This is a genomic window from Raineyella sp. (assembly GCF_034933565.1).
Classification (GTDB): Bacteria; Actinomycetota; Actinomycetes; order Propionibacteriales; family Propionibacteriaceae; genus Raineyella.
Window position 1 is genome coordinate 1 of sequence record NZ_JAYFNG010000037.1, and the last position, 23,888, is coordinate 23,888.

Here is a 23,888-nt window from a genome sequence, read left to right on the forward strand (position 1 = left end):
CCCCCCCCCCCCCCCCCGGCCCGGGGTGGGGTGAGGAGAGGGTCAGCCGCGCTGGTCGATCGGGACGAAGTGGCGGCGGGCGGGACCGGTGTAGATCTGCTTGGGCCGGACGATCTTCTGCTCGGCGTCGTTGGCGCCCTCCATCCACTGGGCCAGCCAGCCGGCGGTGCGCGGGATGGCGAACAGGGCGGTGAACATCTCCGGCTCGAAGCCGAGGGCCTCGTAGATCAGGCCGGAGTAGAAGTCGACGTTCGGGTAGAGCCGCCGCGTGACGAAGTACTCGTCCTCCAGGGCGATCCTCTCCAGCTCGAGGGCGATCTCCAGCAGCGGGTTGACGCCGGTCACCTCGAACACGTCGTGCGCGGTCGACTTGATGATCCGGGCGCGCGGGTCGTAGTTCTTGTAGACCCGGTGGCCGAACCCCATCAGCCGGGCGCCGCCGGTCTTCACCCCCCGGATGAACTCCGGAACGTGGGACACGTCGCCGATCTCGCGCAGCATCCGCAGCACCGCCTCGTTGGCGCCGCCGTGCAGCGGGCCGAACAGCGCCCCGATGCCGGCCGACACGCAGGTGTAGGGGCCGTTGCCGGAGGAGGCCACGGTGCGCACGGTGGTCGTCGAACAGTTCTGCTCGTGGTCGGCGTGCAGGACGAACAGCACCTCCAGGGCATGGACCAGCCGCGGGTCGGGGCGGTAGTCACGCTCGCCCATCATGAACAGCATCCGCATGAAGTTCTCCACATAGGAGATGTCGTCGCGCGGATAGACGAAGGGCAGACCGGCGGAGTGCCGGTAGGAGAACGCCGCCAGGGTCGGCATCTTGGCGATCAGCCGGCGGATCTGCAGGTGCGGGCTGAGGTGCAGGTCGGCCTCGCGCGACTCCGGGTAGAAGGCGTGCAGTGAGCTCACCGCCGACATCAGCTTCGCCATCGGGTGGGCGTCGTACGGGAACGCGTCGATCAGCTTCTTGACGTTCTCCGGGATGAACATGTGGTGGTTGATGTCGTACTCCCACTGGTCCAGCTGGGCGCCGGTCGGGAGTTCCCCGTAGACCAGGAGGTAGGCGACCTCGAGGTAGCTGCACCTCTCGGCGAGCTCCTCGATCGGGTAGCCGCGGTAGTCGAGGATGCCCTTGTCACCGTGGATGTAGGCGACCGAGGAATGGCAGGTGGCCGTGTTGAACATGCCGGGGTCGAAGGACACCAGGCCATGGCCGTCGGCGTCGCGGATCCGGAACAGATCCTTCGCCCGCAGCGTCCCCTCGGAGACCGGAAGCTCGTAGGTCTCCCCGGTGCGATTGTCGCGAATGGTCAGAGTCTCTCCCATGTCGGCACGATAGGGTCACCCGGGGTCCGTTCCGGCGACGGGTGGGCGTCGGCTGCGTCACGTCGTGTGGTAGACAGGCATCATCATCCGCGGCCCGGGCCCCGACCCCGGCCGCCTCCGGCAGGGCCCGCCCGACCTGCTGTTTTGACCGGAGCTGTCGGCGACGGTAACCTATTGCGATGTTGCGCTTGGCGACGCTATGCCAGCGAGCCTGTCGCCCCGGTGTCCGGGTGTGGCGGTCCTGGCTCCCCGGTCGCACTGCGCAAGAGAGAACGTAAAACTACCTAGTGGAAGTGGTCCCCGACCGTGTCTACGTACAGCCCGAAGCCCGGCGAGATCGAGCGCCATTGGCATGTCATTGATGCCGAGGGTGTGACCCTCGGCCGCCTCGCCGTGACCGCCGCGACCCTGCTGCGCGGAAAGCACAAGGCGACCTTCGCCCCGCACATCGACGGTGGTGACTTCGTCGTGGTGGTGAACGCTTCCAAGATCCGGCTGACCGGCAAGAAGGCCACTGACAAGCTGGCGTTCCGGCACAGCGGTGAGCCGGGCGGCCTGAAGTCCGTGGCGTACGGCGACCTCCTCCAGAAGGATCCGCGTCGCGCCGTGGAACTGGCGGTCTGGGGCATGCTCCCCAAGAACCGTCTGAGCCGCAAGCTGATGGGCAAGCTCAAGGTCTACGGCGGCCCTGAGCACCCGCACGCGGCGCAGAACCCGCAGCCGTACGAGATCGTCCAGATCGCCCAGTGACCCACTGATTGCCGAGGATCAACCAAGTGTCTGAAAACGTCGAAGAGACCACCGATACCAGCGAGGAGCTCGTCTCCTTCACCGAGGGCGACCGCGAGATCGCCTACCGCTCCGAGGGACAGGCCGCCGCCGGCACCGCTGCCCCGGGTGAGCGCCAGGCCATCATCGCCCCCGGCATGGCCACCGGCCGCCGCAAGGAAGCCGTCGCCCGCGTCCGGATCGTTCCGGGCACCGGGCAGTGGTCCCTCAACGGGCGGGCCCTCGCGGACTACTTCCCGAGCAAGATCCACCAGCAGCTGGTGAACGAGCCGTTCGTCATCGCCGGTGTCGAGGGCGCCTACGACGTCATCGCCCGCGTGCACGGTGGTGGCCCCTCCGGCCAGGCCGGCGCGATGCGGCTGGGTGTCGCCCGGGCACTGAACGCCGTCGACGCCGAGGCCAGCCGCCCGAGCCTGAAGAAGGCCGGCATGCTGACCCGCGACGCGCGTGCGGTGGAGCGCAAGAAGGCCGGCCTGAAGAAGGCCCGCAAGGCTCCGCAGTACTCGAAGCGCTGATCAAGGCCCCTCTGGGCTGACTCACATGGGTCGTCTCTTCGGTTCGGACGGCGTCCGCGGACGCGCGAACCAGGATCTCACAGCAGAGCTGGCGCTCGACCTGGCGGTCGCGGCGTCCCACGTCCTCGGCGAGGGCGGCGGTCAACGCCGCCTCAGGGCACTCGTGGGCCGCGACCCCAGGATCAGCGGTGAGTTCCTGGAGTGCGCCGTGATCGCCGGACTGGCCAGCACCGGGGTCGACGTCGTCCGGGTCGGTGTCGTGCCGACCCCCGGGCTCGCACATCTCGTGCGGGCCGGCGACGCCGACCTCGGTGTGATGCTCACGGCCAGTCACAATCCGATGCCGGAGAACGGCCTGAAGTTCTTCCGGGCCGGAGGCTGGAAACTCGACGACGCCACGGAGGACGCCATCGAGGCCCGGATGCTCGAACCGTGGCAGCGTCCGATGGGTGCGGCCGTGGGCCGGGTCAGCGATGCCCCCCAGCTCGTGGACGACTACGTCCACCATCTCGTCACCACGCTGCGGACCGTCACCCAGGACAACGTCTCCCTGGCCGGGCTGAAGGTCGTTCTGGACCTCGCCAACGGTGCCGCGCACCGCACCGCCCCCGCCGCCTTCCGGGAACTCGGGGCCGAGGTTGTCGTGATCAACGGCAAGCCCGACGGCACCAACATCAACGACCGTTGCGGCTCCACCCACCCGGCTGAATTGCAGCGTGCCGTCCTCGAGCACGGCGCCGATCTCGGCATCGCCCTCGACGGGGACGCCGACCGCGCCATCGCCGCAGCCGCCGACGGGGACATCATCGACGGCGACCAGATCATCGCCACTCTCGCCCTCGCCCTGCACGACCGTGGGCTGCTCAAGGGGGATGCCGTCGTGGTCACCACGATGAGCAACATCGGTCTCGACCACGCCCTCAACGCCCGTGGCATCCGGGTGGTCCGTACCGACGTCGGCGACCGGCACGTGATGAAGGCGATGCGTGACGGCGGCCTCAACCTCGGCGGGGAGCAGGCCGGGCACGTCATCCTGCGCGATCTCGTCACCACCGGCGACGGCACGCTCACCGCGCTGCTGCTGATGGCCGTGATGGCCGACACCGGTGCGCCACTGGCCGACCTCGCCGCCGTCGTCCGACGCGTCCCCCAGGTGCTGATCAACGTCCCCGACGTCGACAAGCACCGCGCCGCCACCGACACCGAGGTGCTCGCCGCGGTCGCCGCGGCCAACGCCGCCGTCGGCTCACGGGGCCGGGTGCTGCTGCGCCCCTCCGGCACCGAACAGGTCGTCCGGGTGATGGTCGAGTGTGAGGACGCCGACCTCTCCCGCGCCGTCGCCGAGGGACTCGCCGCCGTGGTGGCCGAGCGTCTGTCGCTGCGCAGCGCCGCCCACTGAGCCTGCCGGCGTTTCCGCCGACCGGGCGGCGGCCTCACCGACCGGACGTACGGCCGGCGGAGAGTCGCTTGCTTGCGCCGTCTGGCGTACGGCCAACCAGACGTACGGTCGGTCGGACGTACGGTCAACCAGACGTACGTACGGTCGGTCAGATGTACGGCCGGTCAGGGGTTGGCCCGGCGGCCCCGCTCGAAATCGGCCAGGTCGTGGGCGGTGTAGCCGCTCAGTACCATGCCGGCGCCCTCGAGCTGCTCCAGGAAGCCCCGCACCGAGGACCGGACCAGGTGCGGGGACAGCATCGTCAGCAGTCGGCCGAACGTCGGCCAGCGCTGTCCGATCGTGACGGCCACGGTCAGCTCGGAGCCGTCCGGCGCGAACAGGCCCAGCACCGCGTCCTCGTCGCGGTCGTACCAGACGTTGGCGACCACCGGGTCATGGGCCGATGGGGTGGCGTGGTCCGACGGGTCGGTCATGGTGCTCCTCGGGTCAGCGCGTACGGGACGCAGGGACGGGGATCGGGGTGCGATTCCGGGTGGATGGTCGGGGTGGGACGCAGGGACGGGGATCGGGGTGCGATCCCGGACGGATGATCGGGCTGGACGGCGGGGTCAGATCTTGCGGATCCGCACCCACTTGACCTCGTGGTTGGCGCCCTTGCGGAGGATCGCGGTGGCGCGGCCCCGGGTCGGGCGGATGTTCAGGGCGAGGTTCGGGCCGTTGATGGTGTCCCAGATGTTCGCCGCCTGCCGGGTGGCGCCCTCCTGGCTCATCTCGGCGTAGCGGCGGAAGTACGACCGCGGATCACGGAAGGCGGTCTCCCGCAGCGACATGAACCGCTCCAGGTACCAGGTCCGGATGTCCTCCGAGGCGGCGTCGACGTACACGGAGAAGTCGAAGAAGTCGCTCAGCGCCAGACCGGTCGACCCGTCGGCGTGCACCCGGGCCGGCTGCAGCACGTTCAGGCCCTCCACCACGACGATGTCGGGCCGCCGGACCACCAGCCGCTCGTCCGGCACGATGTCGTACGACAGGTGCGAGTAGACCGGGGCGGTGACCTCGGGGCGGCCCGACTTCACGTCGATCACGAAGCGCAGCAGCGCCCGCCGGTCGTACGACTCGGGGAAGCCCTTGCGGTGCATGATGCCGCGCCGTTTCAGCTCCTCATTGGGGTAGAGGAAGCCGTCGGTGGTGACCAGCTCGACGTTGGGGTGGTCGGGCCAGTTGCGCAGCAGCTCGGCGAGCAGCCGGGCCGTCGTCGACTTGCCCACGGCGACCGAGCCGGCGATGCCGATGACGAACGGAGTGCGCTTGACGTCCAGCCGCAGGAACGTGTTGGTGGACCGGTAGAGGTTGCCACGGTGCCGGAAGTGCAGGCTGAGCAGCCGGGTCAGCGGCTGGTAGACCTCCACCACGTCACGCATCGACGTCGGGTCCCCCAAGCCGCGCAACCGCTCCAGCGTCTCCTCGCTCAGCGGTGACGGCAGCGCGTTGGCGAGCTCGGCCCAGTCGGCCCGACTGCGCAGGACGTACGGTCCGCCGGCCTCGCCGAGGTCCGGCGCGGAGTCGCCCGGGGGCAGCGTCGCGTCTGGCATGGGCGCCATTCTGCCCCGTCACGGGGGTGTGCCGGGGCCCGGCCCGGCGTACGGTTCGTGAATCCCGGGGTGTCGGAGGCAGCCGCTAGGCTGTCCCCATGTGTGGAATCGTGGGGTATGTCGGGCCGCGCAGCGCCCGTGAGGTCGTCGTCGAGGGGCTCCGGCGCCTCGAGTACCGCGGCTACGACTCGGCCGGTGTGGCCATCGTGGCCGACGGGCGGATCGCCGCCGAGAAGAAGGCCGGCAAGCTGCTGAACCTCGAGATGGCCCTGGACGAGCACCCGCTGCCGGAGTCCGGCACCGGCATCGGCCACACCCGCTGGGCCACCCACGGCGCCCCCACCGACGGCAACGCGCACCCGCACCTGTCCCAGGACGGCCGGGTCGCCGTCGTGCACAACGGCATCATCGAGAACTTCGCCGAGCTGCGCGCCGAGCTGACCGCCGAGGGCATCACCTTCCGCTCCGAGACCGACACCGAGGTCGCCGCGCAGCTGCTCGGTGTCGAGGTCGCCAAGGGGGCGGCCCTGCTCGACGCCCTGCACACCGTCGTCAACCGGCTCGAGGGCGCCTTCACCCTGGTCGCCGTCGACGCCCGGACGCCCGACCGGGTGGTCGCCGCCCGCCGCAACTCCCCGCTGGTCGTCGGCCTGGGCGAGGGGGAGAACTTCCTCGCCTCCGATGTCGCCGCGTTCATCGAGCACACCCGCGAGGCCCTCGAACTCGGCCAGGACTCGGTGGTGGAGATCTCCCCCGACGGGGTGAAGGTGTCCGACTTCACCGGCAAGCCGGCCGAGGCCAAGCGCTACCACGTCGACTGGGATCTGTCCGCCGCCGAGAAGGGCGGTTTCGACTGGTTCATGCGCAAGGAGATCTTCGAGCAGCCGAAGGCCGTCGCCGACACCCTGCTGGGCCGCCACACCGAGGACGGTGCGCTGACCCTCGACGAGATCCGGCTGTCGGAGTCGGAGCTGCGCCAGATCCAGAAGATCATCATCATCGCCGCCGGCACGTCCTTCTACGCCGGGATGGTCGCCAAGTACGCCATCGAGCACTGGGTGCGGATCCCCTGCGAGGTGGAGCTGGCCTCCGAGTTCCGCTACCGCGACCCGATCGTCGGCCCGACCACCCTGGTGGTGGCGATCTCCCAGTCCGGCGAGACCGCCGACACCCTGATGGCCATCCGGCACGCCCGCGAACAGCACGCCCGGGTGCTGGCCATCTGCAACACCAACGGTTCGACCATCCCGCGCGAGTCCGACGCGGTGATCTACACCCACGCCGGCCCGGAGATCGGCGTCGCCTCGACGAAGGGCTTCACCACCCAGCTGGCCGCCTGCTACCTGCTCGGTCTCTACCTGGCGCAGATCAAGGGGACGATGTACGGCGAGGAGATCGCCGCGGTGATGAAGGAGCTGGAGGGCCTGCCGCCGCTGATGCAGCAGGTGCTGGACAACGCCGCCCCGGTCCTCGACCTCGCCGCCCGACTCGTCGACCAGCCCTCGGTGCTCTTCCTCGGCCGCCACGTCGGCTACCCGGTCGCCCTCGAGGGCGCCCTCAAGCTCAAGGAGATCGCCTACCTGCACGCCGAGGGCTTCGCCGCCGGCGAGCTCAAGCACGGCCCGATCGCCATCATCGAGCCGGGCATGCCGGTGTTCGTCGTGGTGCCGCCGCGGGGCCGCGACCAGCTGCACGACAAGGTGATCTCCAACATCCAGGAGATCCGCGCCCGAGGCGCCCGCCCGATCGCGCTGGCCGAGCAGGACGACTCGGTGGTCGACGACTTCGCCAGCACCGTGATCCGGCTGCCGAAGGTGTCGACCATCCTCCAGCCGCTGGTCGCCGTCATCCCGCTGCAGCTGTTCGCCTGCGAGCTGGCGACCGTGCTGGGCCACGACGTGGACCAGCCGCGCAACCTGGCCAAGTCCGTCACCGTCGAGTAGGCGCCGACCCGATGGCCATCGTCGGGATCGGGGTCGACGTCTGCGAGATCTCCCGCTTCGAGGAGATGCTGCTGCGGACCCCGGGGCTGGTGGCGCGGCTCTTCTCCCCGGAGGAGGCGCACCACCGGCCGGCGTCGCTGGCCGGCCGGTTCGCCGCGAAGGAGGCCTTCGCCAAGGCCCTCGGCTCCCCGGGCGGCCTGGTCTGGCGCGACTGCGAGGTCCGCAAGACCCCCGACGGGCAGCCCTACTTCGTCACCACCGGCACCATCGCCGACCTCGAGGCCCGGCTCGGCATCACCCGGACCTTTCTGTCGATGTCGCACGACGGAGGCATCGCCACGGCGTTCGTCGTCTGCGAGGATGGCCGTTAGGAGCCCAGGAGGTCATCGTGCTGCTCGTCCATTCTGTGGAGTCCATCCGTGCCGCCGAGGAGGAGGCGTTCGCCCGCACCGAGGAGGGTGAGCTGATGCAGCGCGCCGCCGACGCGCTGGCCACCAGCGTGCTGCGCGACCTCGGCCACACCGACGGGACGAAGGTGCTGGTCCTCGCCGGGCCCGGCGACAACGGTGGTGACGCCCTGTGGGCCGCGATGCGGCTCGCCGGGCGGGGCGTACGCGTCTGGGTGCATGCCGTCGTGCCCGGACACGTCCACGAAGCGGGGTGGGCGGCGTGTGTCGACAACGGCGCCACCCCGGTCGACCTCGAGACGGCACTGTCGCTGACGGAGCGGGTCGACCGGATCGTCGACGGCATCTTCGGCATCGGCGGCCGCCCCGGGCTGGCCGGCGACGTGGCCCGGCTGGCCGAGGCGGCCGAGCGCTCCGGCACCCCGGTGACCAGCGTGGACGTGCCCTCGGGGCTGGACGCCGACGGCGCCGGGGCCCACCCGTCGTTCCGGGCCGAGCGGACCGTGACCTTCGGCACCGCCAAGGCCTGCCAGGTGATGCAGCCCGCCGCCCACCGGTGCGGAGCGGTCGAGGTGATCGACATCGGCCTGCACTGGGCGGCCCTCGGCGAGGCGGGGACGCCGTTGCTGCGGCGCTGGGAGACCGCCGACGTCGCCGCCGCCTGGCCGGTGCCCGACGTGCTGTCCGACAAGTATTCCCGTGGGGTGCTCGGCATCGACGCCGGATCGGCGACCTACCCGGGCGCCGGCATCCTGGTCGCGTACGGCGCCGCGTACGCCGGCACCGGGATGATCCGCAGTCTCGGCTCGCCCGAGGTCGCCCGGGCGAGCGTCGCGGCGATCCCCTCGGTCGTCACCGCGCCGGGCCGGGTCCAGGCCTGGGTGGTCGGCTCCGGCTGGGGCGACCGGCCCGACGGCGCTGCCCGGCTGGCCGAGATCCTCGACCAGGAGGCGCCGGTGCTGATCGACGCCGACGGGCTGCGCCACGTGCCCGAGGTGACACTCTCCCCCGAGCACCTGCTCACCCCGCACGCCGGCGAGCTCGCCCGGCTGCTCGAGGTGCCCCGCGCCGAGGTCGAGGCGGACCCGCTCGCCCACGTCCATCGCGCCGCTGACCTGTTCGGCGCCACCGTGCTCCTGAAGGGCGCCACCCAGTACGTCGCCACCCCGTGGGAACGTACGGTCGAGGTCGCCGTCCCCGGGCCGGGCCGGACCGCCCAGGCCGGGTCGGGCGACACCCTGGCGGGGGTCTGCGGCAGCCTGCTCGCCGCCGGCCTGCCGGCGGCCCGGGCCGCGGTCTGCGGGGCGTCGTTGCAGGCGCTCACCGCCGCCGCCGAGCCGCCGCTGCCGCCGCACGCGCTGGCACAACGCTTCGGGACGACGCTGCAGGGGTTGCTGGGCGATCGGTGACCCTGCCGTCACCGGGACGGGGCAGAATGACCGCCATGACTTCCGCCGGGCCCACCATCGACCCCCAGACCGCCAGTGCCCTGATCGACCTCGACGCCCTGCGCGCCAACGTCACCGCCGTCCGGGAGGTCGTCGCCCCGGCCGAGGTGATGATGGTGGTCAAGGCCGACGCGTACGGGCACGGCATGCTGGCCTGCGCCGCCGCGGCGCGGCAGGCCGGGGCATCCTGGCTGGGGGTCGCGGTGCCGGCGGAGGCGTTGGCGCTGCGGGCCGCGGGCGACACCGGCCGGGTGTTCTGCTGGCTCTACGGGCCCGACGAGGACCTCACCACGCTGGTCGATGCGGACATCGACGTGTCGGTGCAGAGCCCCGGCCAGGTGCGGACGGTGATGCTGGCGGCGACGCGGGCCGGGCGCACCGCCCGGATCCACCTCAAGATCGACACCGGCCTGTCCCGCAACGGCTGCCTGCCGCAGGACTGGCCGGCGCTCGTCGACGCGGCCCGGCGCGCCGAGCAGGGCGGGGCGGTCGAGGTGGTCGCGGTCTGGTCGCACTTCGCCTGTGCCGACGAGGTCGGCCACCCCGGCAACGCGGCGCAGCTGGAGGCCTTCGACCGGGCCGTCGCCGAGGCCCGGGCCGGCGGGCTGGCGATCCCGGTGCGCCACATCGCCGCCTCCGCCGCGGCGCTGAGCATCCCGCAGAGCCGCTACGAGATGGTCCGGCTCGGGATCGCCGGCTACGGCGTCGATCCGGCCGACGGCACCATGGCCGCGGACGCCGGGGTCGCGCTGACGCCGGTGATGACGCTGCGGGCACGGCTCGTGAACCGCAAGCACGTGACCGCCGGCACCGGCGTGTCGTACGGCTACCGGTGGCGGGCGCCGCAGCCGGGCGCCGAGCTCGGCCTGGTGCCGCTCGGCTATGCCGACGGGATCCCGCGCCACGGCGCCGGGCGGCTGGAGCTGGCCGTCGGGGGCCGTCGGGTGCACCAGCGCGGCAGCGTGTGCATGGACCAGATGATCGTCGACCTGGGCCCGGGGGCGACCGAGGAGATCGGCGACGAGGTGGTGCTGTTCGGCGCTCCCGGCCCGGACGGTGTCGTGCCGACCGCATCGGACTGGGCCCGCTGGTGCGGCACCATCGGCTACGAGATCGTCACCCGGATCGGGGCCCGGGTGCCGCGGGTGCTGCGCGGCTGAGCCCGTCATGACCGTCCCCCGCGGCGGACGGTGGCCCGTGGGGGACAGCGGCCGTGGAGGGTGGTGGGCCCCGGAAGACGCCGGGCCCCGGAGGACGGCCCGGCGGATGGCGAGTCAGACGCTGAGTCGCTGCCGGGAGTGCACCTCAGCGATCGCCTCCCGGTAGTGGCCCATCAGGTCGTCGCAGAGGCGGTGCCAGGTGCGCTCCAGCACCGACAGTCGCGCCCCCGCGGAGAACGCGGCACGCTTGCGGTCGTCACCGAGCAGGTCACGGACGTGGCGGCGCATCGAGGCGAGGTCGCCCGGCGGGTAGAGCCAGCCGGTGCGTGAGGAGTCCACCAGGTCGATCGGTCCGCCCTTGGCGGGGGCGATCACCGGCAGACCGGAGGCCATCGCCTCCTGGATCGACTGGCCGAAGGTCTCCAGCTCGCCGGGATGGACGAAGACGTCCATGCTGGCCATCACCCGCGGTAGGTCCTCGCCGGTCAGCTGCCCGGTGAAGTGTGCGGTGGGGAGGAACGCCGCCAGGTCGGCGCGCAGCGGCCCGTCGCCGACGATGACCAGCCGGGCGCCCGGCAGGTCGGCCAGCACCTGCAGGTCACCGATCTGCTTCTCCGGCGCGAGCCGACCGACGCAGCCGATGATCCGTTCGCCGTGCGGTGCCACGCTGCGGCGCCACCGTTCGTCTCGCTTGACCGGGTCGAAACGTACGGAGTCCACGCCGCGGCCCCACAGGCCGACCCGCGGGACGTGGTGGCGGACCAGCTGGCTGCGCGATGCGGTCGACGGTGCCAGGGTCATCGTGGCCTGGGAGTGGATCTGGCGGACCCGCCACCACAGCAGGGTCTCGGCCCCGGCGAAGCCGTACCGGGCGGCGTACGAGGGGACGTCGGTCTGGTAGATCGCGACCACCGGGATGCCGAGCCAGTTCGCGGCCAGCGCGGCCCGGTGCCCGAGGGCGATCGGCGCCGCGAGGTGCAGCACGTCGGGGTGGAAGTCCTCCAGCAGGCGCTCCAGCCGCAGTTGGCTGGTGCCGCAGACCCGGACGTCGTGGTAACCCGGCAGGCTGACGGCAGCGACCGGGACGACGGGGAAGCCCGCATACTCCGACGGTTCGCGGCCCCCGTCGGCCGGTGCGATGACCAGGGCCTGGTGGCCCTCGTCGCGAAGATATTCCAGCACCCGCATCACGGAGTGGGTGACCCCGTTGATGGCGGGGAGGAAGGATTCCGTGAAGATCGCGACCCGCACGTGCTGCCCTTTCGTTGACCTCCGGCCAGTCTGCGGGGAGCGGATGGACGGAGGGTGACGTACGTCGACGTGTCGACCGACATCGGATGTCGAGTGGGTGAACGGCGTGTACCCGGCCCAGTCTAGGAACCTCGGTGGCCTCCGCGCCGTGGCCACGTTCCGCAGGATGGGCAGCGGGACGGGCGGGGTGGTGCCGCGGCGCGGGCCTCGATTCGTGACCACGCGGGTGCGCGGTGTAGCATGAATCACCCGGCTGCGCAGCGCTGTCCGGGACGTAGACGCCCAGTGTCGGGCGCATGGGCACGTTGTCCCGCCCCCGGAACGCCGGGGCGCCCCGCTGGAGCCGGGTGACAGTCGAACATGATGACGCGCCTATCAGGTCAGGACCCCAGGTCCGGAAACGAGTCATCACCGTGCCCTACAACGCGCGCCCCTCCATGTCCTCGGGCGGGTCCTCCGCCCGCAAACCGAAGAGCCACAAGGCCGACGGCTCCCCGAAGAAGCGCTGGTCCGCCGAGGAGCGGGCCGCCCGCGGCCACGGCCCGCGGCACCGCGGCGGCGAGAGCGCCCGACGTGACGACCGCCGCGATCGTGATGACCGTCGCGGATCGTCCGATCGTGATGACCGCTCGCAGAGTCGTGGCTACGACCGGGACGACCGCTCGCAGAGCCGTGGCTACGACCGGGACGGTGCTTCCCGTTCCGAGGGCCGTGGCTATCAGTCCCGCGGCCATCAGGACCGCCGTTCCGAGGGGCGTGGCGCCGGAGGCCGCGGCTATGGCCGCGAGCGTGGTTCCGAGGGGCGTGGCTACCAGGACCGTGGTTCCGAAGGGCGTGGCTATCAGGATCGTGGCCCCCGCCGGGACCGGGGCGAGCGCGGGCCCGAGGCCTACCAGGGTGACAGCCGTTCCTATGGTGAGGACCGCCGCCGCGCCGCCGCGCAGCGTCGCGACCGCACCGAGGACCGTGTCCGCCGCGAGGGTGAGGACCGCGACGCCGGCCGGTCCGGCAAGCCGTACGGTCGTGACGACCGGCGCCCCCAGGGCGGCTCGGCGCGCGGCAAGGGCGGCTACCCCCGTGGCGGCAGCTCCTACCGGGAGAACCGGCCGCGCACCGCGGCCTGGGGCCGCGACGTCGAGGTCGACGGTGGGCGCTGGGGCGACAACGAGGCGCCGCGTCGCCGCCGTGACGACCGCCGGTTCGAGGATCGTGACGACCGGCGGTTCGAGCGCCGCGACGATCGGCGTGGTTTCGAGGCCCGCGGCGGCCACCGTGACGACCGGCGTTTCGACGACCGTCGTGGTGGCCACGGTCATGACCGCCGCGACCACGACGAGGCCGCTGACGGCCCACTCGACACCATGGAGTGGCAGGAGGCCGAGGACGTCGAGGTCGACACCTCGACGGTGACCGGTGCCAACGGCTTCGCCCAGCTCGGCGTGCCGGCCGAACTCGTCGCCGTCCTCGCCCAGAAGGGCATCACCGAACCGTTCCCGATCCAGCAGGCCTCCATCCCCGATGCAATGGCCGGCAAGGACGTGCTCGGCCGCGGTCGCACCGGGTCGGGCAAGACGCTCGGCTTCACCCTGCCGCTGCTGACCCGGCTGCGGGAGACCGTGCTGCCCGACGGCAACGTCCGCAAGCCGCAGGCGATCATCCTCGAACCGACCCGTGAACTCGCGATGCAGGTGGCCGACGTGCTGTCCCCGCTGGCCCGGGCGCTCGGCATGCGGTCCCTGCTGGTGGCCGGTGGCATGTCGTACGATCCGCAGCGCCGTGCGCTGTCGCGCGGCGTCGACGTGATCGTGGCGACCCCGGGCCGGCTGATCGACCTGATCGACCAGGGCGCCGCCGACCTGTCCGAGATCCGCGTCTCGGTGCTCGACGAGGCCGACGAGATGGCCGACATGGGCTTCCTGCCCGAGGTCACCCGGATCCTCGACGAGACCCCCACCGACGGGCAGCGGCTGCTGTTCTCGGCGACCCTCGACCGGGGGGTCGACGGGCTGGTCAAGCGCTACTTGCATGACCCGACCGTCCACGAGGTCGACTCCGCCCAGGCGACCGTCACGACGATGGAACACCACCTCGTCCTGGTCAAGCCCGAACACAAGGCCACCGTCACCGCCGAACTGGCCAACCGGGAGGGCCGGACCATCGTCTTCGCCCGCACCCAGAAGGGCGCCGACCGGATCGCCGGTCAGCTGCGCGAGGCCGGCGTGATGGCCGGTGCGCTGCACGGTGGCCTCACCCAGGGTGCCCGCGCCCGGGTGATGGGTGCCTTCAAGGAGGGCACCGTGCCGGTGCTGGTCGCCACCGATGTGGCCGCTCGCGGCATCCATGTCGACGACATCGGCCTGGTGCTCCAGGTCGATCCGCCGGCCGATTCCCGTGACTACACCCACCGCGCCGGTCGGACGGCCCGGGCCGGCACCGACGGCGTCGTGGTGACGCTGATCCTGCCGCACCAGCGCCGGTCGATGGTCCGCCTGGCGCACCAGGCCGGTGTCCAGGCCAAGCCGCAGGAGGCCGCCCCGGACGAGGAGTGGCTGTACCGCGCCACCGGCGCCCGCAGGCCCTCCACCGAGCCGATCGAGGACGCCGCGTACGAGGAGCTGATCGCCCCCAAGCAGCCCGAGCGTCGGCGCGGCGGCCGTCGCTACGGTGGCGGGCGCCGCTCGTACGGCGACCGGGGTCGGCGCCGCGACTGAGCCACGTCGTAGATGACCGGGGCCGGGCGATCGTTCCCGGCTCCGGCCGGCGCGGCTAGCATGGTTGGTCGGTCGCACACAGGACCCCGGCTCCTGTCCGGCGACCGGCATCGTGTCCGGCGTCCCCGACGCCCGGGCACCGAGAGGAGTCACCCATGAGTGCTGAGCACCAGCTCGATCTCGCCCTTGCGGTGGAGTCCGACGCGCCCGCGTTGGTGGAGGTCATCCACGCGGCGTTCGGCGCTCGCCGGGCGGCCGGACCACCGCCCGCGGGCCTGTCCGAGACGGAGTCGTCCGTCGCCCGGGCCCTGCAGGACGGATTCGGCATCATCGCCCGCCTCGACGGCCGCCCGGCCGGGGCCGTCCTGGTCGGCATCGGGATCGACGCCTCCACCGATCTGCCGGCTGCGGTGGCGACCTGGCACCGGGTCAGCGTCCACCCCGAGTTCCAGCGGCACGGCATCGCCACCGCGATGATCGAGCTGGCCGAGGAACTGTCCGCGCTGCGCGGCTGCACCTTCGCCCAGCTCGGGGTCCGGATCGAGTTCCCCGAGCTGCTGGCCTGGTGGCGCAAGCTCGGCTACGAGGTGCTCTCCCGCGGCGACCTGCTGCTCCAGGTGGGCCGCGAGCTCCCGGTCGCCTTCGAGGTGCCGACGGCCGACGAGATGGTCCGGCTGGGGGAGTGGGTGGCCCGCATCGTCCGTCCCGGGGACCTGATCATCGCCAAGGGGGAGCTGGGCGCCGGCAAGACGACGTTCACCCAGGGCCTCGGTGCCGGTCTCGGGGTCGAGGGGCCGGTCGTCTCCCCGACCTTCGTCCTGTCCCGGGTGCACCGGGCCGCCGACGGCCGGCCCACTCTGGTGCACGTCGACGCCTACCGCCTGGGTGACGCCGACGAACTGGAGGACATCGATCTCGACGAGACGGCGGGCACCGCGGTGACCGTGGTCGAGTGGGGCGAGGGCATCGCCGAGCAGCTCAACAGCGACCGCCTGTTGATGTCCATCGAGCGCTCCGACGATCCCGCCGACGAGACCCGCTTCGTGTTCTTCCGCGGCGAGGGCGAGCGCTGGGCCCGCCTGCACGCCCAGCTCGAATCCGTCACGCCCTCCGGAGGCATCGTCGCATGACCGACACCCCTCTCGTCCTGGCGCTCGACACGTCCACCGACATCTGCGTCGGTGTCGCCTCCGGCGACCGGGTCCTCGCGGTCCGCCGCGACACCGACCGGCGCGCGCACGTCGAGCACCTCGCCGAATGGATCCGCGAGGCGCTGGCCGAGGCCGGGGCCGCGGTGAACGATGTCACCGACCTGGTGGTGGGGCTGGGCCCGGGCCCGTTCACCGGCCTGCGGGTCGGCATCGCCACCGCCGAGACCCTCGCCTGGGCCGGGCAGATCCCGCTGCACGGGGTGTGCAGCCTCGACGTGGTGGCGTACGACCATGCCCACGCGGCCGGTGGAGCCGACCATGCCGGCGCGGCCGGCCCGACCGGCGACTTCGTCGTCGCCTCCGACGCCCGCCGCAAGGAGCTCTACTGGGCCCGGTACGCCCCGGACGGCACCCGGGTCGGTGATCCGCAGGTCAGCGCCCCCGCCGCGCTGCCCGACCTGCCGGTGATCGGCCCCGGCGCCGACCTCTACCCGTCGGTGCACCACGGGCGTACGGATGACGGCCCCCGCGCGATCGATCCGGGCCTGCTGGCCCGGATCGGCCTGCGGTTGCCCTCGGCGGGGCAGCAGCCGCTCTACCTGCGCCGCCCCGACGCGGTCGCGCCGACCACACGCAAGTCCGCGCTGGTCAGCCACAAGCGCCTGACGATCGGGCGGGCATGATCCTGCGCCGCGCGACGGCGGCCGACCTGCCCGCGGTCCTGGCGTTGGAACAGACCGGCTTCCCGGCCCGGGAGCAGTGGAGCGAGATCTCCTGGCGCGGTGAGCTCGACGGCAGCGACCGGATCGTGCTGGTCGCCGTGGACCCCGACGCCGGTCCCGCCGTGCTCGGTGTGATCACCTTCCTCATCGGGCCCGACACCGCCGACCTGATGCGGATCATCGTCGCGCCGGCCGCCCGCGGACGTCGCGTCGGCCGCGGCCTGGTCCGCGCCGGCCTGCTCCACCTGCGGACCCGGGGCGTCGAGCAGCTGCTGCTCGAGGTGCGCCACGACAACGCGCCGGCCATCGGCCTCTACCGGGGCTGTGGCTTCACCACGCTGCACACCCGCGCCGACTACTACGGCCCCGGCGCCGATGCTCTGGTGATGCGCGCCCCCGTCGAGGCGGACCTGCCACCGCTCGAGGACCGGCCCCGCTCCGAATCCACCCGCCCCGAATCCGCCCGCCCCGAGTCCACCGGCCTGGGGTCGACGGGCCCGGATTCCGCCCGCCCGGGGTCGACCGGCCCGGATCCCGCCCGCCCGGCGTCCACCGGCCCGGATCCCGCCCGCCCCGAACACACCCGTCACGACCCGGAGGGAATGAACGCATGACCGGACCACTTGTCCTCGGTATCGAGTCATCCTGCGACGAGACCGGTGTCGGCATCGTCCGCGGCACCGAACTGCTCGCCAACGAGGTCGCCAGCTCCGTCGAGGAGCACGTACGTTTCGGCGGCGTGGTGCCCGAGGTGGCCTCCCGGGCCCACCTCGAGGCGATCGTGCCTGCGCTGCGGCGTGCCTTCGAGACCTCGGGGGTGGCGCCCGAGGACCTGGACGGCATCGCCGTCACGTCCGGACCGGGCCTGATGGGCGCCCTGGCGGTCGGCCTCTCCGCCGCCAAGGCGCTGTCACTGGCCTGGGACAAGCCGCTCTACGGGGTGAACCACCTGGTCGGTCACGTCGCCGTCGACCTGCTCGAGCACGGCCCGCTGGACCCCGCCTCGCCGACGATGGCACTGCTGGTCTCCGGTGGGCACACCTCGCTGCTGCGGGTCGGCAGCCTGGCCGGCGACCTCGAAGAGGTCGGCACCACCATCGACGACGCCGCGGGCGAGGCGTACGACAAGGTGGCCCGGGTGCTCGGGCTGCCCTACCCCGGCGGGCCGGTGATCGACCGGGCCGCCCAGCAGGGCGACCCGCGGGCGATCCGGTTCCCGCGCGGGCTGACCGCCAAGCACGACCTGGCGAAGCACCGGTTCGACTTCTCCTTCTCGGGCCTCAAGACCGCGGTGGCGCGCTGGGTGGAGACCGAACAGGCCGCCGGTCGGCAGATCCCGGTCAACGATGTCGCCGCCTCTTTCCAGGAGGCGGTCTGCGACGTGCTCACCGCCAAGGCCGTCGACGCCTGCCAGCACTTCGGCGCCGAGACCCTGCTGCTCGGTGGCGGCGTCGCGGCGAACTCCCGCCTGCGCGGCCTGCTCGAGGAGCGGACCGCGGCGGCCGGGATCACCCTGCGTCGTCCGCGCCCGGGGCTGTGCACCGACAACGGCGCGATGATCGCCGTGCTCGGCGCCCAGATCATCGCCTCGGGGGCGGCGCCGTCGCCGATCCTGCTCGGCGCCGACTCGGGCATGCCGGTCTCCCGGCCGTACGCGGCGCCTGCAGCCTGAGGCCGGGGTCTGCTGGCCGTACGTGTGCGTGGCACCTGCGGCCTGAGGCCGGGGTCCGGGGGCATCCGGGCTCGTGGCCGGAGACGTTGGCCGATGGTTTTCACCCCGGCCGACCTTCGGTGACGTGGCCGCCGGAGTTCCGTCGGCCACGTTGATCAACGTCGGTGATCACGTGGAACGTCGGCCGGGGTGCTGGGTGCTCCGTCGGGTGTGTGGTTCGGGTGGGCTTCTGTCGTGTCGGGTGCGCTGCTCGGCCGGGCAATGACGGGCGGCATCGCCCGGGCCGGGCGGAGGCTTCAGCGATGTTGCCCGGGCCGGGCAGGGCATCAGCCGAGCAGGCGGGACACTCCGGATCCCCTTTGGCGAGCGAGCAACCGGCTCACTGTTGGGGACGCTGCTGCAGGAACTGGTTGACCTGGTCCTGCAGACGGTGCGGCAGGTGGCCGGCGAGCTGCTCCGCACGGGCCGCCAGATCCTCGGCGGTGACCGGGGCGTGCTGGGACGCCGCCGTGGGGGTCGGTTGCCCGGCGGGCGCACCCCCGGCGGCAGTGGCGTGGTACGCGGCCTCCTGCTGGGCCAGTCGGTCCGCGGTGCGCTGGGCGGCGGCGCGACGCTCGGCCGCCTCGTGCTCGGCCCGGGCGTCGCCGTCGCGGCGGGCGTGCTCGGACTCGTAGCTGGTCAGCAGCGAGGTGCGGATCTCCTGGGACAGGTCGCCGAGGGCGCCCGGGTTCGAGGGCAGCAGCAGCACGTTGGAGCGGCCGTTGCGGGCGACGTCCTGCAGGGTGTCGAAGTACTGGGTCATCAGCAGCAGCTGCTCGGCGGTGCCCTCGATGCCGGCGGCCCGCAGCATCTCGTACTGCTCGGCGATGCCCATCGCGATGGCCTTGCGCTGGGCGGCGACACCCTCACCCTGCAGCCGCTTCGACTCCGCCTCGGCCTGGGCCTGGGTGACCCGCTTGATCTTGTCCGCCTCGGCCAGCGACTGGGCCGCGTCGCGCTCGCGCTGGGCGGCGTTGATCGAGTTCATCGAGTCGCGGACCCGCGGGTCGGGGGAGATGTCGGTGACCAGGGTGTTGACGATCCGGAAGCCGTACTCCGCCATCGACTGGGACAGCCGCTGCTCGACGGTGGTGGCGATGTCGTCCTTCGACTCGAACGCGGTGTCCAGCGTCAGGCCGGACAGGGCGGAGCGGACGGTGTCGAAGACGTACGACCGGATCTGGTCCTCCGGGTCGGAGAGCTTGTAGTACGCGTCGACGACGGCGTGCTGGTCGATGACGTACTGCACCGCGACCGGGATCGTCACGAAGACGTTGTCCTTGGTCTTCGTCTCGATGTTGACCTCGAGCTGCTTGACGCGCAGCGAGATCGGCTTGGTGGTGGTCTCGATGAAGGGGACCTTCGTGTTGAGGCCCGGCCCGGCGACCTTCTGGAACTTGCCGAATCGCTCGACGAGGACGTTCTCCTGGGTGTGGACCGTGAAGAAGATGCTGGTGCGCAGGCCGCCGAAGAGCAGGCCGGCCACCACCAGGATCACGATGAGGAGAAGGAGGATCTCGAAACCGGGCATGGGGTCCTTTCCGGTCGCGGGGCCCACGCCACTCGTGGGGCGCCCGTGGAAGTGTCAGTCCGCACCACGATATTCGACGGCGGGTCCAGGCAGCGCGACCAGCTCCGCCAGCGCCGCCGCGAGGCCGTCCCGGAGGGTGTCCAGGTCGGGGCAGGCGTCCCGGTCGGCCATGATCGCCACGGTGACCCGGCCCTCGTAGGCGAGGCTGGTGAAGACGACCGTGATGTTGCCGGTGGCGACGGACAACGGGATGATCCCGGTGACCTCCCGGCCGGCGATGGTCAGTCGGCCGGGCACCCGCAGGCTGCTGACGATGGTGTGGATGAACCGCTGTCGGCCGGCGATCCACGGGAAGATCCCCAGCCCGGCCAGCAGGCGGGTCAGCGGCCCGAGCAGGCTGTTGAGTGCCGCCCGGTGCCGGCGTTTCACCGCCGCGGTCCGTCCGGCCACGATCCGCAGCCGTTCGTACGGGTCCCCCGTCGTGGGGATGGCGATCGGGACCGCCCCGGACCGGTTGCCGGGCACGCCGGCGGGCCCGGAGCGGGGGGTCGCGAACAGGACGGACATGACGAACTCGTCGGCCGACTCGCCCCGGGTGGCCAGCAGGGCGCCGAGGGCCCGGGCGATCGCGGTGAGCACCAGGTCGTTGACGGTGGCCCCGGCGCCCCGGGCAGCCCGCCGTGCCTCGGTCAGGTCGACGCTGACGGTGGCCGAACGGCGCCGCGGCCCGACGGGCCGGTTCAGCGAACTCACCGGGATCGGCGGGCGTCGGGAGGCCCGCAGCAGGTCGAGCTCGGCCAGCATCAGCCGAACGGTGTGCGGAAGCCGGCGCCACCACCGCAGGGCCTCCCGCAGGCTGTCCGCCAGCAGAGCCGGGCCGGTCGGGAGGGGCCGGGGGAAGGCCTGGTCGGCCACCGGCGGCGGGCCGTCGGCCAACCCGCGGAGCAGCTCCATCCCGGAGATGCCGTCGGCCATCACGTGGTGCGTGGCGAAGATCAGCGCGGCCGTACGTCCGTCGTCGAGGCCGACCACCAGACGGGCGGCCCACAGCGGCCGATCGCGGGGCAGCGGGGTGGTGACGAGTCCATCCGCGATCGTCAGCGCCACCTCGGGCCCACCCGTGGTCCGGACGATGCGGACGTGCCGGTCGATGCTGAAGTCCGGGTCGTCCGCCCAGAAGCTCCGCCCCCGGCCGAGGGCGGGGCGGATCAGCCGCTGGCGCATCCGTGGGACGCCCGGCATCCGGGCGTCGAGCGAGCGGACCACGTCCTCGGGTCGGAAGTCGGGGTCGGTCCGCAACATCACCACCACGCCGACCTGCATCGGCACCGGGCCGGAGTCCTCGGCCAGCGAGACCAGGTCATCGGCGCTCAGTCGGGTGATCCCGGGGCCCCTGCCTGTCGAGTTCCGCGACACCGCACCCACTCCCGTCGTCGACGCCTACGTCTGCCGTGTGGGCCCCGCGACTGCCCTGCCGTGGGGCCCACTGTCAGTTCTGCCCGTGGGATCCATTGTCGCGTCGGGCCCGTCGTCGCAATGGGCCGTGTCGCAATGAGCCCGTCGTCGCGTCGGACCCGTCGGGACGTACCGGTCGGGACGTACCCGTCGGGAAGCACCCGTCGTCGCATCCGGGCCCCTTGTCGGGGACCTCGGGGCCGGGGGTGGCCGTCATCGCCGCACTCGCTAGGCTCGACCGCACCGACGACACGAAGGAGTGCTCATGCCGATCATCCAGGTGACCCTCGTCCAGGGTCGCGACGACGACGTGGTGCAGACGTTCATCCGGCGGGTGGCCGAGGTCGCCCACGAGACGCTGAACGCGCCGATGGACTCCATCCGGGTGATGGTGAACGAGGTGCCCCCGACGCGCTTCTCGGTCGGGTCGAAACTCCGCAGCGACAGGTAGCGCTCCCGCGGCGGACAGGTAGCGCTCCCCTCGGGGAATACGTAGCGCTCCCACAGGGAACAAACCAGCCACGGGGAACAAACCGGCGCTCCCACGGGTCACGTACGCTCGGCAGAGAGTTCTCGGCCGGAGGAGTGAGCATGGACATGACCGTGACCCCCCGCGTGCTCGTCATCGGGCTCGATCCGTATCGCGTCCCCGGGCCGTGGGACCCCACGCCGATAGCCGATGGCATCGAGGTCGGACTGGATCGGTTCCGTGAGCACGGCGTCGACGTCGGGTCATGTCTCGTCGGTCTCGACGGCAGCGACGACGTGGAGGCGGTCATCACGACCGCACTACGTGCCCGGCCGTGGGAATGCGTCGTCGTCGGTGGCGGTGTGCGTCATGACCTGGGGTTGTTCGAGCGGGTCGTCAACCTGGTGCGCCGACACGCTCCCGGCGCGGCGATCGCGTTCAACGAGACCCCGTCCGACACGTACGAGGCGGCTGCTCGCTGGGTCGACCTCCCCCGATGAGCTGTGGCCCGGGGAGCCGGGCGGGTGGGCGCCGAGCTGCCTCGCTCCGGTCGGCCGCGGCGGCCGCAACACGTTCGACACACGTGCTCCGTACGCTCGGCCCATGGATGTCGCAGTGATCGGTGCCACCGGTGCGGTCGGCCGGCAGGTGTGCACCCAGCTGATCGAACGTCGTGCGCTGCCGACCACCGCGCGGCTGCAGCTCGTCGGGCGCCGGGGTGGTTCGTCCGCCGCGGCGACGCACGGCTACCGGGCCGACCTGATCGACGCATACGACGAGATCGCGCCGCTGATCGACGTGGCGCTGGAGCCGGGCGAGGTGGTCGCCGACGTCATCGTCGTCGCCTCCGGGGCGACGCTGGGGACGAAGCCGGGCCAGCCGGTCGACCGGGCCGCGCTCGCCCGGGCCAACCATGCGATGTTCGCCGCGTACGCCGACGCGCTGGCCGAGCACGGATCCGGCGACGAGGTGGTGGTCGTCGTCACCAACCCGGTGGAGCTCGGGGTGGCGACGATGGCCGCCCGACTGGGCCGGCACCGGGTGATCGGGATGGGCGCCTGGCTCGACACACTGCGCTTCCGCCGCGAGATCGCGCACACCCTCGGGGTGCGCCGGCAGCGGATCGGTGGGTTCATCGCCGGCCAGCACGGCGACGACGCGGTGCCGCTGTGGTCGTCGGTGCGGATCCGTGGGCTGGTCGAGGGGGAGCGGGACCGTACGGTCGAGCGGCTGCGCCACGGGCGTGACCTCGCCGACTTCCCCGACGAGATCGCGGCCGGCAAGACGGAGCTGCTCGCCGAACGTGACAGCGGGCGGGCGTTCGCGATGGTCGAGACGTGGCCGCCGGACCTGCGGACGGTCACCCGGCCGTGGCTGACCCACCAGTCGGGTGCCCGGACGGCCGTCGGGACGGCCAACGCCACCGTCGACCTGATCACCGCCTTCGCCGAGGGGCGCGAGATCGTGATGGCCGGTCAGGTCGCGCTCGCCGGTGAGGCGCGGCTCGCCGGGGCACCGGTGCACGGCGTGCTCGGCGTCCCGGTCGTCCTGCGTCCGGAGGGCTGGAGCGAGGTGCTGCTCGGCGAGCTGCCACCTGACGAGGACGCTCTGCTGGCCCGCTCGGCCCGGCGGATCGCGGCCACGGTCGAGCCGTACGTGACCGTCGCCGAGCTGAGCAGCCTCGGCGCGACGGGCGTCGACGGCAGGCAAGGAACGACGGGCGTCGACGGCAGGCAAGGAACGACGCAAGGAGCGGGGCGATGAGCGGGACCGGAGCCGATCCCTCGGTGCCGCGGTCCTGGGTGGCGCTGGTCCGGTGTCTCGACCAGCCCGGTGCGCTGATGGCCCTCGCGTCGGTGTTCGCCGAACGTGGGATCAACTTCACCTCGCTGGCGACCGGGGCGCTCGACGGCCGGCCCGGGGCGATCGCGCTGACCTTCGACGCGACCGAACGGCAGTGCCGGCTGCTCCGCCGGGTGGTCGAACGCCTCAACGTGGTGCGGGCGCTGACGTTGCGGCCGTTCGAGGATCCGGGCGCGCGGGCCGCCGGAGTGGTCCGGATGCCGCCCGGGGTGGCCTTCCGACCGCCTCGCGGGCTGGACGTCGTCTGGTCGGGGGACTCGGCGGCCGATCAGCCGGTCCTGGTCGAGGGCACCCTGGCGGAGGTGGCCGCGGTGGCGGCCGCCGCCCGGGAGGCCGGCGCCCTGACGATCGGGACGGTGATCTCCGAGGTGCGCTGAGGCGAGGGGTGCCGGCGCGATGCGTACGCGGGGCGGTGCGTACGGGGGACCGGGGATGTGCTGAGGCC

The 23,888-nt window shown here is 72.3% G+C and carries 22 protein-coding genes; 16 read left to right on the top strand and 6 right to left on the bottom strand.

Annotated elements, in window-relative coordinates:
* Nucleotides 1-42: 42 nt before the first annotated feature.
* Nucleotides 43-1,326 (bottom strand): citrate synthase, encoded by a 1,284-nt coding sequence (locus VB059_RS11235; RefSeq protein WP_323422119.1) that lies wholly within the window; start codon nt 1,324-1,326, stop codon nt 43-45.
* 306 nt (nt 1,327-1,632) lie between these two features.
* Here VB059_RS11235 and rplM point away from each other — a divergent pair, with 306 nt between their 5' ends.
* Genes rplM through glmM form a run of 3 tightly spaced genes read left to right on the top strand, consistent with a single transcriptional unit; the run spans nt 1,633 to nt 4,029 of the window.
* Nucleotides 1,633-2,076 carry a 50S ribosomal protein L13 gene (gene rplM / locus VB059_RS11240; RefSeq protein WP_323422120.1) on the top strand — a complete coding sequence of 148 codons (444 nt, stop codon included), beginning with the start codon at nt 1,633-1,635 and terminating at the stop codon, nt 2,074-2,076.
* Nucleotides 2,077-2,093: 17 nt separating this feature from the next.
* The gene (gene rpsI, locus VB059_RS11245; RefSeq protein ID WP_416339548.1) at nt 2,094-2,630 is read left to right on the top strand and encodes a 30S ribosomal protein S9; all 537 of its coding nucleotides are present in this window, start codon (nt 2,094-2,096) and stop codon (nt 2,628-2,630) included.
* Between the two features lie 25 nt (nt 2,631-2,655).
* The gene (glmM, locus tag VB059_RS11250; RefSeq protein WP_323422122.1) at nt 2,656-4,029 is read left to right on the top strand and encodes a phosphoglucosamine mutase; all 1,374 of its coding nucleotides are present in this window, start codon (nt 2,656-2,658) and stop codon (nt 4,027-4,029) included.
* A gap of 164 nt (nt 4,030-4,193) precedes the next feature.
* Here glmM and VB059_RS11255 read toward each other — a convergent pair whose 3' ends face one another.
* Together VB059_RS11255 and coaA are read right to left on the bottom strand one after the other, a co-directional pair.
* Entirely contained in the window at nt 4,194-4,502 is a 309-nt protein-coding gene (locus VB059_RS11255; protein ID WP_323422123.1) for a hypothetical protein, read from the bottom strand.
* 135 nt (nt 4,503-4,637) lie between these two features.
* Complete coding sequence (gene coaA, locus VB059_RS11260) at nt 4,638-5,621, bottom strand: type I pantothenate kinase (protein ID WP_323422124.1); 984 nt, start codon at nt 5,619-5,621, stop codon at nt 4,638-4,640.
* 98 nt (nt 5,622-5,719) lie between these two features.
* Here coaA and glmS point away from each other — a divergent pair, with 98 nt between their 5' ends.
* The 4 genes from glmS to alr are packed head-to-tail and all read left to right on the top strand — an operon-like array spanning nt 5,720 to nt 10,579.
* Nucleotides 5,720-7,564, top strand: coding sequence for a glutamine--fructose-6-phosphate transaminase (isomerizing) (gene glmS, locus VB059_RS11265; RefSeq protein ID WP_323422125.1), 1,845 nt, complete (start codon nt 5,720-5,722; stop codon nt 7,562-7,564).
* An 11-nt stretch (nt 7,565-7,575) separates the two neighbouring features.
* The gene (locus VB059_RS11270; RefSeq protein ID WP_323422126.1) at nt 7,576-7,935 is read left to right on the top strand and encodes a holo-ACP synthase; all 360 of its coding nucleotides are present in this window, start codon (nt 7,576-7,578) and stop codon (nt 7,933-7,935) included.
* Nucleotides 7,936-7,952: 17 nt separating this feature from the next.
* Nucleotides 7,953-9,380 (top strand): NAD(P)H-hydrate epimerase, encoded by a 1,428-nt coding sequence (locus VB059_RS11275; RefSeq protein WP_323422127.1) that lies wholly within the window; start codon nt 7,953-7,955, stop codon nt 9,378-9,380.
* A gap of 35 nt (nt 9,381-9,415) precedes the next feature.
* Nucleotides 9,416-10,579 (top strand): alanine racemase, encoded by a 1,164-nt coding sequence (gene alr / locus VB059_RS11280; RefSeq protein ID WP_323422128.1) that lies wholly within the window; start codon nt 9,416-9,418, stop codon nt 10,577-10,579.
* Nucleotides 10,580-10,693: 114 nt separating this feature from the next.
* On the opposite strand, the gene VB059_RS11285 is transcribed toward alr, so the two are convergent.
* A complete protein-coding gene (locus VB059_RS11285; RefSeq protein WP_323422129.1) occupies nt 10,694-11,830 on the bottom strand; it encodes a glycosyltransferase family 1 protein in 1,137 nt (378 codons plus the stop codon).
* Nucleotides 11,831-12,243: 413 nt separating this feature from the next.
* On the opposite strand from VB059_RS11285, the gene VB059_RS11290 reads away from it, so the two are divergent.
* The 5 genes from VB059_RS11290 (at nt 12,244) to tsaD (ending at nt 18,086) form a co-directional block, all read left to right on the top strand.
* Entirely contained in the window at nt 12,244-14,541 is a 2,298-nt protein-coding gene (locus VB059_RS11290; protein ID WP_323422130.1) for a DEAD/DEAH box helicase, read from the top strand.
* Between the two features lie 155 nt (nt 14,542-14,696).
* Nucleotides 14,697-15,671 (top strand): tRNA (adenosine(37)-N6)-threonylcarbamoyltransferase complex ATPase subunit type 1 TsaE, encoded by a 975-nt coding sequence (tsaE, locus tag VB059_RS11295; RefSeq protein ID WP_323422131.1) that lies wholly within the window; start codon nt 14,697-14,699, stop codon nt 15,669-15,671.
* Nucleotides 15,668-16,375: a tRNA (adenosine(37)-N6)-threonylcarbamoyltransferase complex dimerization subunit type 1 TsaB gene (tsaB, locus tag VB059_RS11300; protein ID WP_323422132.1), complete on the top strand. Its 708-nt coding sequence runs from the start codon at nt 15,668-15,670 to the stop codon at nt 16,373-16,375. The genes tsaE and tsaB overlap by 4 nt, the downstream gene beginning before the upstream one ends.
* Nucleotides 16,372-17,028, top strand: coding sequence for a GNAT family N-acetyltransferase (locus tag VB059_RS11305; RefSeq protein ID WP_416339546.1), 657 nt, complete (start codon nt 16,372-16,374; stop codon nt 17,026-17,028). Before tsaB ends, VB059_RS11305 begins: the two co-directional genes overlap by 4 nt.
* Nucleotides 17,025-18,086, top strand: coding sequence for a tRNA (adenosine(37)-N6)-threonylcarbamoyltransferase complex transferase subunit TsaD (gene tsaD, locus VB059_RS11310; RefSeq protein ID WP_323422133.1), 1,062 nt, complete (start codon nt 17,025-17,027; stop codon nt 18,084-18,086). Before VB059_RS11305 ends, tsaD begins: the two co-directional genes overlap by 4 nt.
* Nucleotides 18,087-18,465: 379 nt before the next feature.
* Here the strand turns inward: tsaD and VB059_RS11315 are convergent, their stop codons facing one another.
* Together VB059_RS11315 and VB059_RS11320 are read right to left on the bottom strand one after the other, a co-directional pair.
* The gene (locus VB059_RS11315) at nt 18,466-19,656 is read right to left on the bottom strand and encodes an SPFH domain-containing protein (RefSeq protein ID WP_323422134.1); all 1,191 of its coding nucleotides are present in this window, start codon (nt 19,654-19,656) and stop codon (nt 18,466-18,468) included.
* 54 nt (nt 19,657-19,710) lie between these two features.
* Complete coding sequence (locus VB059_RS11320; protein ID WP_323422135.1) at nt 19,711-21,072, bottom strand: wax ester/triacylglycerol synthase domain-containing protein; 1,362 nt, start codon at nt 21,070-21,072, stop codon at nt 19,711-19,713.
* Between the two features lie 304 nt (nt 21,073-21,376).
* Here VB059_RS11320 and VB059_RS11325 point away from each other — a divergent pair, with 304 nt between their 5' ends.
* The 4 genes from VB059_RS11325 (at nt 21,377) to VB059_RS11340 (ending at nt 23,820) form a co-directional block, all read left to right on the top strand.
* Nucleotides 21,377-21,562 (top strand): tautomerase family protein, encoded by a 186-nt coding sequence (locus VB059_RS11325; RefSeq protein ID WP_323422136.1) that lies wholly within the window; start codon nt 21,377-21,379, stop codon nt 21,560-21,562.
* 140 nt (nt 21,563-21,702) lie between these two features.
* On the top strand, nt 21,703-22,080 hold the full coding sequence (locus VB059_RS11330) for a hypothetical protein (protein WP_323422137.1): 378 nt from the start codon (nt 21,703-21,705) through the stop codon (nt 22,078-22,080).
* 103 nt (nt 22,081-22,183) lie between these two features.
* Nucleotides 22,184-23,344, top strand: a complete 1,161-nt coding sequence (locus VB059_RS11335; protein ID WP_323422138.1) for a lactate/malate family dehydrogenase — start codon at nt 22,184-22,186, stop codon at nt 23,342-23,344.
* Nucleotides 23,341-23,820 (top strand): hypothetical protein, encoded by a 480-nt coding sequence (locus tag VB059_RS11340; protein WP_323422139.1) that lies wholly within the window; start codon nt 23,341-23,343, stop codon nt 23,818-23,820. The genes VB059_RS11335 and VB059_RS11340 overlap by 4 nt, the downstream gene beginning before the upstream one ends.
* The last annotated feature ends 68 nt before the right edge of the window (nt 23,821-23,888 follow it).